Genomic DNA, 16013 nt, shown 5'->3' with positions numbered 1-16013 from the left:
CGTCGATGACCACTTCCCCGCCCGTGCCGCCGGATTCCGGCCTGACAGACGCGCCTGCCGTGGCGCCGCGTCCGGGCGATGTCGACTTCCAGCTTGTCCAGCGCACCGTCGCTGGAGACCAGAAGGCCTTCGAGCTGCTGGTCATCAAGTACCAGCGCCGCATCGAGCGCCTGATCGGCCGGATGGTGCGCGATGTCGACCTGGTCGAGGACATCGCGCAGGAAACCTTCATCCGGGCGTACCGCGCGCTGCATCAGTTCCGTGGCGAGGCGCAGTTCTACACTTGGCTCTACCGGATCGCCGTGAACACCGCCAAGAAGGCGTTGGTGGACATGAAGCGCGATCCCACCGTTTCCGAAGCGGCCCTGAGGCCTTCTTCCGAGGACGAGGATGAAACTTACCGTCCCGGAAACGAACCAACCAGCGACGAAACCCCCGAATCGGTCATGGCGGCGAACGAAATCGCCAGCGCCGTCGAGGCAGCCATGGAAGCCCTGCCGGCCGAACTACGGCAGGCGGTCACGCTGCGCGAGATCGAGGGCATGAGTTACGAAGAGATTGCCGAGGTCATGGATTGCCCCATCGGCACGGTGCGTTCGCGGATTTTCCGGGCGCGCGAGGCCATTTCGGCCAGGGTCAAGCCGTTGCTGGACAACCAGTCCGGCAAGCGTTGGTAGTAAGCAGGTGAATGAAATGAATCAGACGATCACGGTTCGCGAACAGGTGTCCGCGCTTGCGGATGGTCATTTGCAGGGCGAGGCCTTCGCACAGGCGATCGAGGCGATCAGCGCCGAAGGCGAGTCGCGGGCGGCATGGCAGGCGTACCACGTGGTGGGCGACGTGCTGCGCTCCGGTTCGCATTCGCCGTGCAGCGACACCTCCGCCTTCCTGGCGCGCTTCCAGCAGCGGCTGGCGGCGGAGCCGGTGATGATGACTCCTGTGCCCGAAACCGTCGCCGTGCCGGTGGCGATGCCGGTGCAGCGCAGGGCTGAAGCCGCCAATGAGCCGGTGTTCCGCTGGAAGCTCGTGGCCGGTGCCGCGTCGCTGATGGCCGTGGCCGCCATCAGCTGGACGCTGGTCGGCAACGGTTCTGCCGTGCCGCAGCAGGGCGGTGCGGGCGCGCAGCTGGCCTCGGTCCAGCAGCAACAACAGCAGCCCGCCCCGGCCGTGAACTCGGTGCTGGCTGCGGCCGCAGTCAATGGCCCTCAAGCCGTCGGCAGCACGCTGACGCCGACCCGCGTGATCGTCGGCAACGGCAGCCCTCAGGTCATGCTGCGCGATCCGCGCCTCGATCAGCTCCTCGAAGCGCACCAGCAGGCCGGCGGCGCTTCGCAGATGCCTTCCGGTTTCCTGCGCAATGCCACTTTCGAGGGCCCCACGCGCTGATCGGCGCGAGCACCTGTAGCTAGCTGCCCCTAATGACCGTTTCGATGCCGTTCTCCGCGCGCGCCTTCGTGCTTGTCTTTGCCGCTTTCTGCCTGGCGCAGGCAGCCACCGCGCAGACCCGCTCGGGTGCCGCTAACGCGAAGAGTGCGGCGACGGCGCAGACGGACGAACCACCGGCGATGAGCGTGACCGAGTGGCTGCAGCGCATGCATGCCGGCGCCCGCCAGCGCAACTACGTGGGCACCTTCGTCGTGTCGGCGCCGGGTGGCGATCTGTCGAGCGCGCGCATCTGGCACGTGCGCGACGGCGAACACCAGATCGAGCGCATCGAAGCGCTGACGGGGCCACCGCGTTCGACCTTCCGGCGCAATCGCAACGTGATGACCTTCCTGCCGGAGGCGAAGGTGGTGAAGGTCGAGAAGCGCGAGAACCTCGATCTCTTCCCGAACCTGCCGGACAAGCCCGATTCCTCGATCGGCGAGTTCTACGACGTGCGCGCGATCGGCAAGGACCGCGTTGCAGGCTTCGATGCCGACGTGGTTCAGCTCGTGCCGCACGACGGGCTGCGCTTCGGCTATCGCATCTGGAGCGAGCGCCGCTCGGGGCTCGTCGTGAAGCTGCAGACCGTCGACAGCGAATCGCGCGTGGTGGAGCAGTCGGCCTTCTCGGAGCTTCAGCTCGACGCGCCGGTGAAGGCCCAGGCGCTCGCGCAGATGATGTCCAACACCGCCGGCTACCGCGTCGAGAAGCTCGAGCTCGAGCGCAGCAATGCGCAGGACGAAGGCTGGACCCTTCGCACGCCCGTGGCCGGCTTCAAGCCCCGAAGCTTCTTCCGCCGTCCGGTCGCGGGAGACGACGGCAGCGGCAAGGCGAAGCAGCAGGACGCGGCCACTGTCCAGTGGATCTTCTCTGACGGCCTGGCCTCCGTGTCGCTCTTCATCGAACGCTACGATCCGGCGCGCTCGCCGCGCGATGGCGTGCTGACCATCGGTGCGACCAATGCGATCCGCCGCCGCCTGCCCGAGCCTGCGAGCGACTGGTGGCTGACCGCGGTCGGCGAGGTGCCTCAGCAGACGCTCAACGCATTCGCGCAAAGCCTCGCGCGCACGCGCTGAGGACCAGCCTTGGAAGCGCCAATTGCGGCCAATTGCGCTGAACCAAGCTTGCGACGCAGACTCATAGACTTTTTTCGCCGCTCTGTTCTTTTGAAAGAAAGCCGATGATCTTCAAAGTCGAGGGACACAAGTTTCGTTCCGGCCTGATGGCTTGCGCGCTCGCGTTGACTGCCAGCGCCACCTTCCTTCCCGTCGAGCCGGTTCACGCGCAGACGCGCACGCTGCCCGATTTCACCGACCTGGTCGACCAGGTTGGCCCGTCCGTCGTCAACATCCGCACGGTCGAGAAGGTGGTGCAGCGTGGCGGCAACGGCGAGATGGACGAGGAAATGCAGGAGTTCTTCCGCCGCTTCTTCGGCCAGCCGCTGCCCGGCGTGCCGCGCCAGGGGCCACGTCAGAACCGTCCGCAGCCGCAGGAGGAAGAGCGCCCGCGTGGTGTGGGCTCCGGCTTCATCCTGACCCCCGACGGCTACGTGATGACCAACGCGCACGTCGTCGAGGACGCCTCCGAGGTGCTGGTCACGCTGCCCGACAAGCGTGAGTTCAAGGCCAAGATCGTCGGGGCCGACAAGCGCACCGACGTCGCCGTCGTGAAGATCGAGGCGACCGGCCTGCCGGCGGTGAAGGTCGGCGACATCTCCAAGCTGCGCGTGGGCGAGTGGGTGATGGCCATCGGCTCGCCCTTCGGACTCGAGAACACCGTCACCGCAGGCATCGTGAGTGCCAAGCAGCGCGACACGGGCGAGTACCTGCCGTTCATCCAGACCGACGTGGCCATCAACCCCGGCAACTCGGGCGGCCCGCTGATCAACATGCGCGGCGAGGTGGTGGGCATCAACAGCCAGATCTACTCGCGCTCGGGCGGCTTCATGGGCATCTCGTTCTCGATCCCGATCGACGAGGCGATCCGCGTGAGCGACCAGCTGCGCACCACGGGCCGCGTTTCGCGTGGCCGCATCGGCGTGCAGATCGACCAGGTCACCAAGGACGTGGCCGAAGCCATCGGCCTGGGCAAGCCGCAGGGTGCGCTGGTGCGCGGCGTCGAGGCGGGTTCGCCCGGCGAGAAGGCCGGCGTGGAGCCGGGCGACGTCATCACCAAGTTCGACGGCAAGGCGATCGAGAAGCCGAGCGACCTGCCTCGCCTGGTGGGCAACACCAAGCCGGGCACGAAGAGCACGCTCACCGTGTTCCGCCGCGGTGCCTCGCGCGATCTCAGCGTGACCATCGCCGAGATCGAGCCCGACAAGCCCAGCAAGCGCGCGAGCGACCGCGAGGAGCCTGCGCAGAAGCCGCCGGCGTCGGCCGCCGCCAAGTCGTTGGGCCTGGCCGTGAGCGATCTCACCGATGCGCAGAAGAAGGAGCTGAAGCTCAAGGGCGGCGTGAGGGTCGATGCCGCCAACGACGCCGCGGCCCGCGCGGGTCTGCGCGAGGGCGACATCATCATGGCGGTCGGCAATGTCGAGGTGTCGAATGCACGCGAATTCGAGTCGGCGCTTGGCAAGTCCGACAAGAGCAAGCCGCTGAGCGTGCTGTTCCGCCGCGGCGACTGGGCGCAGTACGCGCTGATCCGTCAGGCACGCTGATCCGGGTCTCGCGTCAAGTGGCCCCACCCGCCAGTCGGGTTTGGGGCCGTTTTTTTGAGGTGTTTACGACGTTCCGGCGCCGCCCTCCAAAAAAATCTCGGCGCCTGAAAACTTCATTTTTAGTTGGCATTCACTAACTTTCAAAAGGGCTAAGGACGGATTTCGGTAGAATAGGACGCTCTCGGCGGCTGGTCGGCGCATAAGGAATGCGCTGACCTCCACCATGCGAGATGTCAGATGGCAGTCCACCGGTGCTCCACAGATCGCCCACAAGTTGTTCAGTAACTGCTTCACCGATCCTGTGGATAACCTGTTCGTATCTTTGATGTTGTGGACCTGCAACGACCCTTTTGGACCCCGTTCCCGGATGTACGCGCTTCCCTTTTTGCCTACAATGAAGCTCCAACTACTGCAGTTGCCATTGCTTGTTGGTTCAGGGCGCGTCTCCAGAAGACGCGCCCTTTTTTCTTGCCTGTAGCACTCTGCGTACGAGCCAATTCAAGTACTTAAGCGTTCCCGTTGATGAATCACATCAGAAATTTTTCGATCATTGCGCACATCGACCATGGCAAGTCGACGCTCGCAGACCGTTTGATCCAACGTTGCGGCGGCCTCGCCGAGCGCGACATGGAAGCGCAGGTCCTCGACTCGATGGACATCGAAAAGGAGCGTGGGATAACCATCAAGGCGCAGACGGCTGCGCTGCACTACAAGGCGCTCGACGGCAAGGTCTACAACCTCAATCTGATCGACACGCCGGGCCACGTCGACTTCTCGTATGAAGTGAGCCGCTCGCTCTCGGCGTGCGAAGGCGCACTGCTCGTCGTCGATGCTTCGCAGGGCGTCGAGGCGCAGACGGTGGCCAACTGCTATACCGCGCTCGACCTCGGCGTCGAGGTGGTGCCGGTGCTCAACAAGATGGACCTGCCGCAGGCCGACCCCGAGACCGCGAAGGCGGAGATCGAGGACGTGATCGGCATCGATGCGAGCGACGCGATCCCGTGCTCTGCCAAGACCGGCATGGGCATCGACGAGATCCTGGAAGCGATCGTCGCCAAGGTGCCGCCGCCGCGCGGCAATCCGGAGGGCGCACTGCGCGCGATGATCATCGACAGCTGGTTCGACGCCTACGTCGGCGTCGTGATGCTGGTGCGCGTGGTCGACGGCCGTCTCGCCAAGGGCGACCGCATCAAGATGATGGCGACCGGCGCGAGCTACAACGCCGACAACCTCGGCGTCTTCACGCCCGCCAACGAGCCGCGCGAAGCGCTCGAGGCGGGCGAGGTGGGCTACATCATCGCGGGCATCAAGGAACTGCAGGCAGCCAAGGTCGGCGACACCGTCACGCTGATCAAGGGCGGCACCGGTGGTGCGGCCTTCACCGCCACCGAGCCGCTGCCGGGCTTCAAGGAAATCCAGCCGCAGGTGTTCGCCGGGCTCTACCCGACCGAGGCCAGCGAGTACGACTCGCTGCGCGATGCGCTCGAGAAGCTCAAGCTCAACGACGCCTCGCTGCATTACGAGCCCGAGGTCAGCCAGGCGCTGGGCTTCGGCTTCCGCTGCGGCTTCCTGGGCCTGCTGCACATGGAGATCGTGCAGGAGCGCCTGGAGCGCGAGTTCGACCAGGACCTGATCACGACCGCGCCGAGCGTGGTCTACCAGGTGCTCAAGAACGACGGCGAGGTCATCATGGTCGAGAACCCGTCCAAGATGCCCGACATCGGCCGCATGGCCGAGATCCGCGAGCCGATCGTCACCGTGCACCTGTACATGCCGCAGGACTACGTCGGCCCGGTGATGACACTGGCCAACCAGAAGCGCGGCGTGCAGATCAACATGGCCTACCACGGCCGCCAGGTCATGCTGACCTACGAGATGCCGCTCGGCGAGATCGTGCTCGACTTCTTCGACAAGCTCAAATCGGTGAGCCGCGGCTACGCCTCGATGGACTACGAGTTCAAGGAGTACCGCGCTTCCGACGTGGTGAAGGTCGACATCCTGCTCAACGGCGACAAGGTCGACGCGCTGTCGATCATCGTGCACCGCAGCCAGTCGCAGTTCCGCGGCCGGGCGGTGGTCGCGAAGATGCGCGAGATCATCTCGCGCCAGATGTACGACGTCGCGATCCAGGCGGCCATCGGGGCCAACATCATTGCGCGTGAGACAATCAAGGCCCTTCGCAAGAACGTCCTGGCGAAGTGCTACGGCGGCGACATCACCCGCAAGAAGAAGCTGCTCGAGAAGCAGAAGGCGGGCAAGAAAAGAATGAAGCAGATCGGCTCCGTCGAGGTCCCGCAAGAGGCCTTCCTCGCGATCCTGCAAGTCGAAGACTGATCGAAAAATGGCATTCATCACCTCCCTGGTCCTCGCGGCCTTCGCCGGCTATGTCGGCGCCTGGTACTTCAACGTGATCGAGGGCAATTTCGCCTTGCTGCTGTTCCTGGCGACGGTGGTCACCGGCCTCTACTGGCTGGCCGAGCGCTTCTACTTCCTGCCGCGGCGCGAGCAGGCTGCTGCCAGGCTCGAGGCCTCGCTGGCCGAGCGCAACGCGCGTCTGGCGGGGCAGGGCATCAATCAGGTCGACACGGTGGATGCCAAGGCGAGTGAGCGGCTGCTGATGCAGCCCTGGTGGCTCGACTGGACCGCCGGCCTGTTCCCGGTGATCCTGGTGGTGTTCCTGCTGCGCTCGTTCCTCTACGAACCTTTCAAGATCCCGTCGGGCTCGATGATGCCCACGCTGCTGACCGGCGACCTGATCCTGGTCAACAAGTTCACCTACGGTCTGCGCCTGCCGGTCATCAACACCAAGATCACCGAAGGCACGCCACTGGCGCGCGGCGACGTGGTGGTGTTCCGCTACCCGCCCAAGCCGAGCATGGACTACATCAAGCGCGTGGTCGGCATTCCCGGCGACGAAGTGGCCTACCTGAACAAGAAGCTCACGATCAACGGCCAGCCGGTCTCCAAGGTGGCCGCCGCCGACTACCTGGACGGCGAATCGATGCGCCTGCTCAAGCAGTTCGACGAGAACCTGGGCGGCAAGCAGCACAAGATCCTCAACGACGACGCCTCCCCGGCGTTCGTGCCCGGCGCCAGCGACTTCCCGTTCCGCGAGAACTGCCGCTATTCGGTCGAAGGCGTGGTCTGCAAGGTGCCCCCAGGCAACTATTTCATGATGGGCGACAACCGCGATAATTCGGCCGATTCGCGTTTCTGGGGCTTCGTGCCGGACAAGAACATCGTGGGCAGGGCCTTCTTCGTCTGGATGAACTTCGGTGACCTGGGACGCATCGGTCCGTTTCAATAAAAAAGCATTCCAATCAACTGCAAGCACCGTTCGAGGGGTATGAGGGCATGAGAGCACATCGGTCCGTTCGCAGCAGCGCCGCGCGGCAGCGCGGCATTTCGTTCATCGGCTTGGTGTTCGTCGCGGCCGTGCTCGGCTGCCTGGGCGTGGTGATCGCCCAGGTCATCCCGACGCTGATCGAGTGGCAGGCCATCGACAAGGCCGCCAACAAGGCCAAGGAAGGCACGACGGTGCCCGAGGTGCGCGCCATCTTCGATCGCGCCCAGGCCATCGACGACTTCAAGTCGGTCAGCGGCAAGGACCTCGACATCAAGAAGGTCGGCGACAAGGTGGTGGTTTCGTACTCGTACGAGCGCGAGATCCCGCTCTTCGGCCCGGCCTACCTCACGCTCAAGTACAAGGGCGAAACCCGCTGAACACGGCACCCAAAAAGGTGGATGGCAGCCTGGCCGCGTTGCAGGCGCGCCTGCAGCACACCTTCTCCGATCCGCGGCTGCTGCAGCTCGCGCTCACGCACCGCAGCTTCTCGGCCGACCACAACGAGCGCCTCGAATTCCTGGGCGACTCGGTGCTGAACCTGGCGGTCTCGCACCTGCTCTACCAGCGCCTGTCGGCGCTGCCCGAGGGCGACCTCTCGCGTGTGCGGGCCAATCTCGTCAAGCAGGACACCCTGCACCGCCTGGCGGTGGGCCTGGCGCTGTCGCCGCTGCTGCGGCTCGGCGAGGGCGAGGCCCGGTCGGGCGGGCCGAATCGGCCGTCGATCCTGGCCGACGCGCTGGAGGCGCTGATCGGCGCGGTCTACCTTGACGCCGGCTTCGCCGCCGCCCAGGCGCTGGTTCACCGGCTCTACGAGTCGGTCGAGATCAATCCGCGCATGGAGGCAGCGGCCAAGGACCCGAAGACCGAATTGCAGGAATGGCTGCAGGGTCACAAAATGAAGCTGCCGGTGTACCGCGTGGCCGCCACACTGGGCGCAGCGCACAAGCAGACTTTCGATGTCGAGTGCGAGGTGCCCGAACTGGGCCTTCGCGAACGCGGCATCGGCGGCTCGCGCCGCGCCGGCGAGCAGGCTGCCGCGGCGGCCATGTTGATCCGGCTCAAGGCACGCGGCGGCGCGTGAAATCCAGAATGAACGACGCAATCAATCCCGCAGCGGAACCCGAAGACGCCGAAGGCGGCGAGGGTGCCGCTGGTCCCCAAGGCCCGCAGCACTGCGGCCTGATCGCCATCGTCGGCAAGCCCAACGTGGGCAAGTCGACGCTGCTCAACGCCCTGGTCGGCCAGAAGATCAGCATCACCTCGCGCAAGGCGCAGACCACGCGCCACCGCATCACCGGCATGCGCACGCTGGGGGCCACCCAGTTCGTGTTCGTCGACACGCCGGGCTTCCAGACCCTGCACGCGAATGCGCTGAACAAGTCGCTCAACAAGACCGTGCAGGGCGCGGTCGGCGACGTGGACCTGATCCTGTTCGTGGTCGAGGCCGGCAGCTTCACGCAGGCCGACGAGCGCGTGCTGAAGCTGCTCGGCAAGGGCATTCCGACGGTGCTGGTGGCCAACAAGCTCGACAACGTGCACCGCCGAGGCGACATCGCTCCCTGGCTCAAGAGCATGCAGGAGAAGCACGAGTTCGCCGAATTCGTGCCGATGTCCGCCAAGAACCCGAAGGACGTCGAGCGCCTGTTCGGCATCTGCGAGAAATACCTGCCCGAGCAGCCCTGGTTCTACGATGAGGACGAGCTGACCGACCGCAGCGAGAAGTTCCTCGCCGGCGAGCTGGTGCGCGAGAAGCTGTTCCGCCTGACAGGCGACGAGCTGCCCTACACCTCCACCGTCGTCATCGACAAGTTCGACGAGGAGCCGCCCCAGAAGAAGGGCCAGAAGCGCCTGCTGCGCATCGCCGCCACCATCGTGGTCGAGCGCGACGGCCACAAGGCCATGGTGATCGGCGACAAGGGCGAGCGCATCAAGCGCATCGGCATGGAGACCCGCGTCGAGCTCGAGAAGCTGGCCGACGCCAAGGTGTTCCTCGAGCTGTGGGTCAAGGTGCGCTCGGGCTGGGCCGACGACGAGGCCCGCGTCCGCTCGTTCGGCTACGAATAACAGGCAGATCCCCGGGCTTGCTCGCTTCGCATGGCCGCCGGCCCCCTTGCAGGGGGCGACGCCAGCGGCCCGGCAAAGCCGGTTCCGCGGCATTTGCCGGCCTCATCAAGCCTCGATGCTCGATTGCTCACTGACATGGCCACCCATCGCGTTTCGCACGAGCCGGCTTACGTCCTCCATCGCTACGACTGGAGCGAGTCGAGCCTGATCCTCGAAGTGTTCACCCGCCACCACGGGCGCATCGCGCTCGTGGCCAAGGGGGCGAAGCGGCCGAGCTCCAACTTCCGTCCGGTGCTGCTGCCGCTGCAGCCGCTGCAGCTCAACTACGGGGGAGACGCCGAGATCCGCACGCTCAAGGGCGCCGAATGGATGGGCGGGCACGTGATGCCGACCGGCGAGGCGCTGCTGTCGGGCTACTACGTCAACGAGCTGCTGCTGCGCCTGCTGGCGCGCGACGACGCCCACGAGGCGCTGTTCGACGCGTACGCCGGCGTCGTTCAGGTGCTGGCGAGCGAACACGGCGGCGCGCAGGCCGCGGCCCAGGCGGCGGCGCTGCGTGCTTTCGAGCTGCTGCTGCTGCGCGAGGTCGGCCTGCTGCCGTCGCTCGACGTCCAGACCCTGACGCTGGAGCCGCTCGCCGGCGGGCTGCGCTACAGCCTCGTTCCCGAGGCCGGGCTGCGCGAGGCCGGCGACGACGAGGCCGCGCTGGCCGGTGCCGACTGGCAGGCCCTGCAGGCCGTGCTGGACGTCCGTGCGCCATTTACCGCCACCTTGCGTGAAATTGCCACCATGAACGCCGGCAGCAACAGTGCCCTGCGCAACCAGTTGCGCGCGCTGCTCAACTACCATTGCGGCGTGTCCACGCTGCGTACGCGGCAAATGATGAGAGACCTGCAAGCACTATGAGCACTCCGGGCCAAGCCGGCGCCAGCGCCGCCACCTCGCTGTCCGTCAACCTCAACAAGGTCGCCCTGGTGCGCAACACGCGCCACCTGGGCATTCCGAGCGTGGTGAAGGCCGCGCAGGCCTGCCTGGCCGCCGGCGCGCACGGCATCACGGTGCATCCGCGGCCCGACGCCCGCCACATCCGGGCGCACGACGTGAGCGATCTTTCCGCGCTGCTCGCAAAGGACTGGCCGGGCATCGAGTTCAACATCGAGGGCAATCCTTTCCACAACCTGATGGACTTCGTGCGCACCCTCAAGCCGCACCAGGCCACCTTCGTGCCCGACAGCGAAACCCAGTCGACCAGCGACCACGGCTGGACCTTCCCCGAAGACGCCGAGCGCCTGCGTCCGCTGATCGCCGAAGCCAAGGCGCTCGGCGTGCGCGTCAGCCTGTTCATGGACCCGATTCCCGAGATGATGGCCGCGGCCAGGGCCGTGGGTGCCGACCGTGTCGAGCTCTACACCGAAGGCTACGCAGCCTCGCGCGGCACGCCGAACGAACAGGCCGTGCTCACGCGCTATGCCGAGTCGGCGCGCGCCGCCCTGGCGGCGGGCCTCGGCGTCAATGCCGGGCATGACCTGAGCCGGGACAACCTCACGGCCTTCCTGCGCGCCGTGCCCGGCGTGCAGGAGGTTTCCATCGGCCACGCCTTCGTCGCCGACGCGCTCGAGCTCGGCTACACGGCCGCCACGCGCGACTACCTGCGCTGCATCCGCGAGGCCCGGCAGCAACAGCAGCAGCAACAACAATGAGCGCCGGCGCCGCATGATCTACGGCATTGGCACCGACATCTGCGACCTGCGCCGCATCGCCGCGACCTTCGAGCGCCAGGGCGAGCGCTTCGCCCGCAAGGTGCTGAGCGACGCCGAATTCAAGGTCTGGCAGGCCCGCAGCGCACGCTGGCCCAAGCGCGGACTGAGCTACCTCGCCACCCGCTTTTCAGCCAAGGAGGCCTTCAGCAAGGCCATCGGGCTGGGCATGCGCATGCCCATGAGCTGGCGCTTGTGCGAGATCGCCAACCTGCGCAGCGGCAAGCCGGTCATCGTGCTGCACGGCGCGCTGAAGGAGTGGTTCGAGGCACAGGGCCTCACGGCCCACGTGACCGTGACGGACGAAACCGAATACGCCGCGAGCTTCGTGGTGGTGGAGAAGATATAGACATGACCGCCGGGCTCGCTGACCGCCCCCACGCGCCGCTGATCATCGACGTTGCCGGCACGGCACTCACCGACGCCGACCGCCGTCGCCTCGCCGACCCGCTCGTCGGCGGCGTGATCCATTTCGCCCGCAACTGGCAGGACCGCGCGCAGATGACCGCGCTCAATGCCGAGATCAAGTCGATCCGGCCCGACCTGCTGATCTGCGTCGACCACGAGGGCGGTCGCGTGCAGCGCTTCCGCACCGACGGCTTCACCCACCTGCCGTCGATGCGCGCGCTCGGCGAACTCTGGCTGCGCGACGCCCTGCGCGCCACCCAGGCAGCCACGGCCCTCGGGCAGGTGCTGGCGGGCGAACTGCGCGCCTGCGGCGTCGACTTCAGCTTCGCACCGGTGCTCGACCTCGACTATGGCGGCAGCAGTGTCATCGGCAACCGCAGCTTCCATCGCGACCCGCGCGTGGTCGCGCTGCTGGCCAAGAGCGTGATGCACGGCATGCTGCAGATGGGCATGCGCAACTGCGGCAAGCACTTTCCGGGGCATGGCTTCGTGCACGCCGACTCGCACGTCGAGATCCCGGTGGACAAGCGCAACCTCAAGGCCATCCTGGCAGACGATGCGAAGCCCTACGACTGGCTGTCGGGCTCGCTCGCGGCCGTGATGCCGGCGCATGTGATCTATCCGAAGGTCGACAGGCGGCCGGCAGGGTTTTCGGCGAAGTGGCTGAAGGAGACCCTGCGGCAGCGGATCGGCTTCGAGGGTGCGGTCTTCAGCGACGACCTGAGCATGGAGGCCGGCCGCTACATCGACGGCGAGCTGCTCAGCTTTGCCGACGCCGCACTGGCTGCACTGGAGGCCGGGTGCGACATGGCGCTGCTGTGCAACCAGAGCATCGGCGACGGCGTGCCGCTCGACGGCTTGCTGGAGGGCTTCGCTGCAGCCCGGGATGCAGGGCGCTGGTCGGGCAATCCCGACAGCGAAGCGCGCCGGCGCTCCTTGCTTCCCGACACGTCGGCTCCATCGTGGACGGCGCTCGCGGGCTCGGCGCAGTACCGCAGCGCCAGGCGCATCCTCTCGCGCGATGGCCTGACGGAGTAGGCCCATGCCGCTGTGCCTCAGTTTCTTCCCGCGCAAGGACGAGGCCGTGTTGCGCAACCATGCGCACTATTGCCGGTTGTTCGGCTATCCGCACCAGTGGGTCGAGGCTGATCGCATCCGCCACCCGGCATTGCGCGACAGCGCCAGGTACGGCCAGATCCTGCGCCACCTGCGCGCGCTGCCCGAGAACGACTTGCTGCTGTTCCTCGACGGCGACTCGATGGTGTTCCACCCGGTTGCCATCGAAACGCTGATGCAGGGGCGGGATGCGCTGGTCGTCGAGGCGCCTCCCATCGGCGACCGGCCCGGTCCGGCCATGACCAACATGATGGTGCTGCGCAACACGCCGGCCAACCGCGCGATGCTGCTCGGGCTGATGGACGATGCAGGCAACGTCGTCGCGCTGGTGGACCGCAGCGTCGACGAGGCCGCGCGGCTGCGGCCGGCAGGCCTGCTGGGCTGCAATGCGATGGTCGGCGACATCTACGTCAACGTGTCGTGGCGCATTCCGCAATGGTTCCTGGCGCGCATCTTCGTGGTCCACCTCGGGCCGCTGTCGATCGCGGCGCCCGAAGGCGTGTGGCGCGAGGCGCTGCTGCACGACCGGAACCTGCAGGACATGCTGGCGGCGCAGGTCAACAACGCACTCTTCCATGGCCAGCCTGTGCTGCAGCCCGCAGCCTATCCGGCGCTGTCGGAGGAGCCGGTGTCGAGCTACAACGCCGATGCCGACATCGCCTTCGTCACGCTCTACACGCACCACGTCGGCAGCTACGCGCGGGTGTCCGAGCACAACGTGAAGCGTTACTGCGACAGGCACGGCTACGCCTACCACGTGTACCGCGCGATACCGCAAGCGGTCGATACCGGCATCGGTGGGTCCTGGGTGCGCAGCTGGCTGCTGCAGCAGCACATCGCGCATCACAGGTGGGTGATATGGATCGACGCCGACGTGCTCTTCCTCAACCAGGGCCGCCGGATCGACACCCTGCTCGAAGGGCGCGAACTGCTGCTCGCGAAGGACGTGGGCGGCTGGTCGTTCAACTCGGGCGTGATGGGATTCCTGAACACGCCCGGCAACGCCGAGCTGCTCGCGTGCATCTGGCAGCGCATCGGCGAGGTCGACGACAAGTCGGCGGTCTACAGCAGCCAGGGCGACCAGTACTACACGAACGAAGTGCTGGCGGGGGCGGGGCTGGTGAACGAACGCAGCATCGTCGACAACCTCAGCATCAACACGCCGCCGCACCTGGCTTCGGACGAAACCCTGCTGGTGCACTTCATCAATCTCGACGAGCCCTATCGTTCCGCCTACATGGCCTCGATGGACGCGCTTTCTCAGCGCCTGCGCTGATCGGGCCGGCTAGCCGTTTGCGGGCTGCGGCTCGGCAGCGGTCGATACTGCTGCAGGCTCAAGCCTGAAGACCCGGACCGGCAGCTGGCTGGACGCCGGCGCGAGGAACTGCGCGATCTCGGGCACCTCGAACTGGCGTTCCAGCCATTCCTTGTCCGCCAGACCCGCATTGAAGAAGATCTGGAGCAGCCGCAGGGCCTCGTGCCGCAGCGCGCGCGTCAGCGTCTCGTGCTCGACCAGCTGCAGCTCCGGCGCAGCGGCCGGCCTGAAGCTTGCGCGCGCCAGGATCAGCAGCAGCTTCTGCGCGAAGTCGAGCACCGGCGGCCAGTACAGGTCGTACAGCCTGGCGATCTCGTGCACATGCTCGACGCTCGATCCGGGCAGCAGGTAGCCCAGCACCAGCGCGCGCGCCCGCGAGGCCAGCGCTGCCGCGCGGGCCGCATCGACGGGCGCGATCGGCGTGGCCGGCTTGTGGAGAAGCTCGGGGATCACCGCGAAGCGTGCGCCGGCAACTGCGCTCTTGCACAGCATGTGGAAGTCGTCGTGCGCCGTGAATTCCGGGTCGTGGCGCACGCCGCTGCGCTCCATGAAGGCGCGGCGAACCATGCAGGCCGACAGCATCAGCGGGCGCGGGCCGAAGAACTCCACCAGGATGTCCTGGTGCCGCTCGGAGAACTCGAACGGGCCCTCGTGCGTCTCGCACCAGCAGCCGACGATGTCGACGTCGGCACAGGCCTGGAGCAGTGCGGCCTGGCGCTGCAGGCGCTGCGGCGCAGGGACGTCGCCGACATCGGCGAAGACGATGTACTCGCCCTGGGCGTGCGCCAATGCAAGGTTGCGTGCGGTGGCGCGATCGAACGCGAAGGGCAGGGAAAGCAGCTGCGAACTCGCGATGCCAGTTCGCGCCAGCATGGCTTCGAGGCCGGCGATGCCTGCCTGGGCGACCAGCACCAGGTGAAGCTCCACCGCGGTCTGTGCCACCCATGCGCGAAGGCTCTGCTCCAGGTTTTCGAGCGAATCGCCGGCCGTCAGGCAGAGAGTGATGCGCGGCGGCGTTGCAGGCACGACGAAGCGGTCGGGCTGCTGGGCGCGCCAGCTCAGGAACCGCTCGATGGCCGGTCCGACCAGCGGGGCTGCGAATGCGCTGGTGAAGATCGCCAGGCCTTCGCGTTCGAGCCTTGCGCGGCGGGGCGCATCGGCAAGAAGCTGCTCGATCGTGTCGATGAGCTTCTCGTAGGGAGCGCCGACCACCGCCTTGCGGATCGACGCCTCGATCTCGCTGTCGGGGTACAGCTCGCAGACCACCGCCTTGCGGTGCCGCAGCAGGATCGACAGCCGCGGCACCTCGACGATGCGCGACTCCTCCCAGTTGTGGAGATTGAGCACGATCTTCGCGCGGCGCATGAAGCCGTTGCGCTCTTCCAGCGTCCACGCGCGACCCCGGTTCACTTCGACCCGCAGGCCGCGCGCCATCAGCCCCTCGAGGATGTCGATGCGCCGGCGCGTCAGCGAGCCGAAGAAGACGACGTCGATGTCCTGCTGCTCGTCGGGGAGGATGTCTTCCAGCGGCAGGATCTCCGCGGCGTCGCGCTCCCAGCCGAGCGCGACATAGTCCGCGTTCCGGTAGCCGAGCTGGCGGTGCCGCTGGAAGTTCGTCTTGCTGTACTCCCAGAGATAGCAGCGCTTGAGCACCTCGAGGTAGCGGTCGTTCCACGCGTGCGTGCCGTGCACCATCGGCTCGAAGTTGACGACGATGCAGTCGGGATGGTGCTGCTCGATGTGTTCCCACGGCACATCCCAGAAGAAGAACAGGATGTTGATCTCACCCGGCTCGATGTAGCAGTGGGTGAAGCGCGTGGGGTAGCCGAGCCGTTCCGCCGCCAGCCTGAAGGCTTCGACGATGTCGCCGCAGGTCTCGTGCGACGAGAGCGAAGTGAAGTTGAGCCGGGGCAGTGTCGTCAT

The 16013-nt window shown here is 66.5% G+C and carries 15 protein-coding genes; 14 read left to right on the top strand and 1 reads right to left on the bottom strand.

The window, feature by feature from the left end; genetic code table 11:
- Positions 1-5 precede the first annotated feature (5 nt).
- The 14 genes from rpoE (at position 6) to FHY06_RS07045 (ending at position 14051) form a co-directional block, all read left to right on the top strand.
- Entirely contained in the window at positions 6-677 is a 672-nt protein-coding gene (gene rpoE / locus FHY06_RS07110; protein WP_019654118.1) for an RNA polymerase sigma factor RpoE, read from the top strand.
- A gap of 16 nt (positions 678-693) precedes the next feature.
- Positions 694-1386 (top strand): sigma-E factor negative regulatory protein, encoded by a 693-nt coding sequence (locus FHY06_RS07105; RefSeq protein ID WP_184604191.1) that lies wholly within the window; start codon positions 694-696, stop codon positions 1384-1386.
- Positions 1387-1418: 32 nt separating this feature from the next.
- Complete coding sequence (locus FHY06_RS07100) at positions 1419-2501, top strand: MucB/RseB family sigma factor regulatory protein (RefSeq protein WP_019654116.1); 1083 nt, start codon at positions 1419-1421, stop codon at positions 2499-2501.
- A 104-nt stretch (positions 2502-2605) separates the two neighbouring features.
- Positions 2606-4084 carry a DegQ family serine endoprotease gene (locus tag FHY06_RS07095; RefSeq protein WP_019654115.1) on the top strand — a complete coding sequence of 493 codons (1479 nt, stop codon included), beginning with the start codon at positions 2606-2608 and terminating at the stop codon, positions 4082-4084.
- Positions 4085-4606: 522 nt separating this feature from the next.
- On the top strand, positions 4607-6418 hold the full coding sequence (lepA, locus tag FHY06_RS07090) for a translation elongation factor 4 (protein WP_019654114.1): 1812 nt from the start codon (positions 4607-4609) through the stop codon (positions 6416-6418).
- Between the two features lie 7 nt (positions 6419-6425).
- A complete protein-coding gene (gene lepB / locus FHY06_RS07085) occupies positions 6426-7391 on the top strand; it encodes a signal peptidase I (RefSeq protein ID WP_019654113.1) in 966 nt (321 codons plus the stop codon).
- A gap of 47 nt (positions 7392-7438) precedes the next feature.
- Entirely contained in the window at positions 7439-7807 is a 369-nt protein-coding gene (locus FHY06_RS07080) for a DUF4845 domain-containing protein (RefSeq protein ID WP_019654112.1), read from the top strand.
- A 17-nt stretch (positions 7808-7824) separates the two neighbouring features.
- Positions 7825-8511: a ribonuclease III gene (rnc, locus tag FHY06_RS07075; protein ID WP_019654111.1), complete on the top strand. Its 687-nt coding sequence runs from the start codon at positions 7825-7827 to the stop codon at positions 8509-8511.
- 8 nt (positions 8512-8519) lie between these two features.
- The gene (gene era / locus FHY06_RS07070; protein ID WP_019654110.1) at positions 8520-9494 is read left to right on the top strand and encodes a GTPase Era; all 975 of its coding nucleotides are present in this window, start codon (positions 8520-8522) and stop codon (positions 9492-9494) included.
- A gap of 135 nt (positions 9495-9629) precedes the next feature.
- Positions 9630-10400: a DNA repair protein RecO gene (gene recO / locus FHY06_RS07065; protein ID WP_184604189.1), complete on the top strand. Its 771-nt coding sequence runs from the start codon at positions 9630-9632 to the stop codon at positions 10398-10400.
- Entirely contained in the window at positions 10397-11194 is a 798-nt protein-coding gene (locus FHY06_RS07060; protein WP_184604187.1) for a pyridoxine 5'-phosphate synthase, read from the top strand. The genes recO and FHY06_RS07060 overlap by 4 nt, the downstream gene beginning before the upstream one ends.
- Positions 11195-11207: 13 nt before the next feature.
- Positions 11208-11600 carry a holo-ACP synthase gene (gene acpS / locus FHY06_RS07055; protein WP_126182847.1) on the top strand — a complete coding sequence of 131 codons (393 nt, stop codon included), beginning with the start codon at positions 11208-11210 and terminating at the stop codon, positions 11598-11600.
- Positions 11601-11602: 2 nt separating this feature from the next.
- Positions 11603-12697, top strand: a complete 1095-nt coding sequence (gene nagZ / locus FHY06_RS07050) for a beta-N-acetylhexosaminidase (RefSeq protein WP_184604184.1) — start codon at positions 11603-11605, stop codon at positions 12695-12697.
- Positions 12698-12701: 4 nt separating this feature from the next.
- Positions 12702-14051, top strand: coding sequence for a galactosyl transferase GMA12/MNN10 family protein (locus FHY06_RS07045; RefSeq protein ID WP_184604182.1), 1350 nt, complete (start codon positions 12702-12704; stop codon positions 14049-14051).
- A 9-nt stretch (positions 14052-14060) separates the two neighbouring features.
- On the opposite strand, the gene FHY06_RS07040 is transcribed toward FHY06_RS07045, so the two are convergent.
- Entirely contained in the window at positions 14061-16013 is a 1953-nt protein-coding gene (locus FHY06_RS07040) for a glycosyltransferase family A protein (RefSeq protein ID WP_184604180.1), read from the bottom strand.

This window comes from Variovorax atrisoli (assembly GCF_014195185.1).
GTDB classification, from domain to species: Bacteria; Pseudomonadota; Gammaproteobacteria; order Burkholderiales; family Burkholderiaceae_C; genus Variovorax; species Variovorax atrisoli.
Note: the sequence above shows the minus strand (reverse complement) of the source record. Positions and strands in the feature narration are given on the sequence as shown.

What these genes read in the sequence shown, in the direction of transcription:
- rpoE (WP_019654118.1), top strand. Translation starts at nt 6, where the DNA reads ATGACCACTTCCCCGCCCGTGCCGCCGGATTCCGGCCTGACAGACGCG.
- era (WP_019654110.1), top strand. Translation starts at nt 8,520, where the DNA reads ATGAACGACGCAATCAATCCCGCAGCGGAACCCGAAGACGCCGAAGGC.
- FHY06_RS07060 (WP_184604187.1), top strand. Translation starts at nt 10,397, where the DNA reads ATGAGCACTCCGGGCCAAGCCGGCGCCAGCGCCGCCACCTCGCTGTCC.
- acpS (WP_126182847.1), top strand. Translation starts at nt 11,208, where the DNA reads ATGATCTACGGCATTGGCACCGACATCTGCGACCTGCGCCGCATCGCC.
- nagZ (WP_184604184.1), top strand. Translation starts at nt 11,603, where the DNA reads ATGACCGCCGGGCTCGCTGACCGCCCCCACGCGCCGCTGATCATCGAC.
- FHY06_RS07045 (WP_184604182.1), top strand. Translation starts at nt 12,702, where the DNA reads ATGCCGCTGTGCCTCAGTTTCTTCCCGCGCAAGGACGAGGCCGTGTTG.
- FHY06_RS07100 (WP_019654116.1), top strand. Translation starts at nt 1,419, where the DNA reads ATGACCGTTTCGATGCCGTTCTCCGCGCGCGCCTTCGTGCTTGTCTTT.
- FHY06_RS07040 (WP_184604180.1), bottom strand. Translation starts at nt 16,013, where the DNA reads ATGACGACACTGCCCCGGCTCAACTTCACTTCGCTCTCGTCGCACGAG.
- FHY06_RS07105 (WP_184604191.1), top strand. Translation starts at nt 694, where the DNA reads ATGAATCAGACGATCACGGTTCGCGAACAGGTGTCCGCGCTTGCGGAT.
- lepA (WP_019654114.1), top strand. Translation starts at nt 4,607, where the DNA reads ATGAATCACATCAGAAATTTTTCGATCATTGCGCACATCGACCATGGC.
- FHY06_RS07095 (WP_019654115.1), top strand. Translation starts at nt 2,606, where the DNA reads ATGATCTTCAAAGTCGAGGGACACAAGTTTCGTTCCGGCCTGATGGCT.
- lepB (WP_019654113.1), top strand. Translation starts at nt 6,426, where the DNA reads ATGGCATTCATCACCTCCCTGGTCCTCGCGGCCTTCGCCGGCTATGTC.
- recO (WP_184604189.1), top strand. Translation starts at nt 9,630, where the DNA reads ATGGCCACCCATCGCGTTTCGCACGAGCCGGCTTACGTCCTCCATCGC.
- FHY06_RS07080 (WP_019654112.1), top strand. Translation starts at nt 7,439, where the DNA reads ATGAGAGCACATCGGTCCGTTCGCAGCAGCGCCGCGCGGCAGCGCGGC.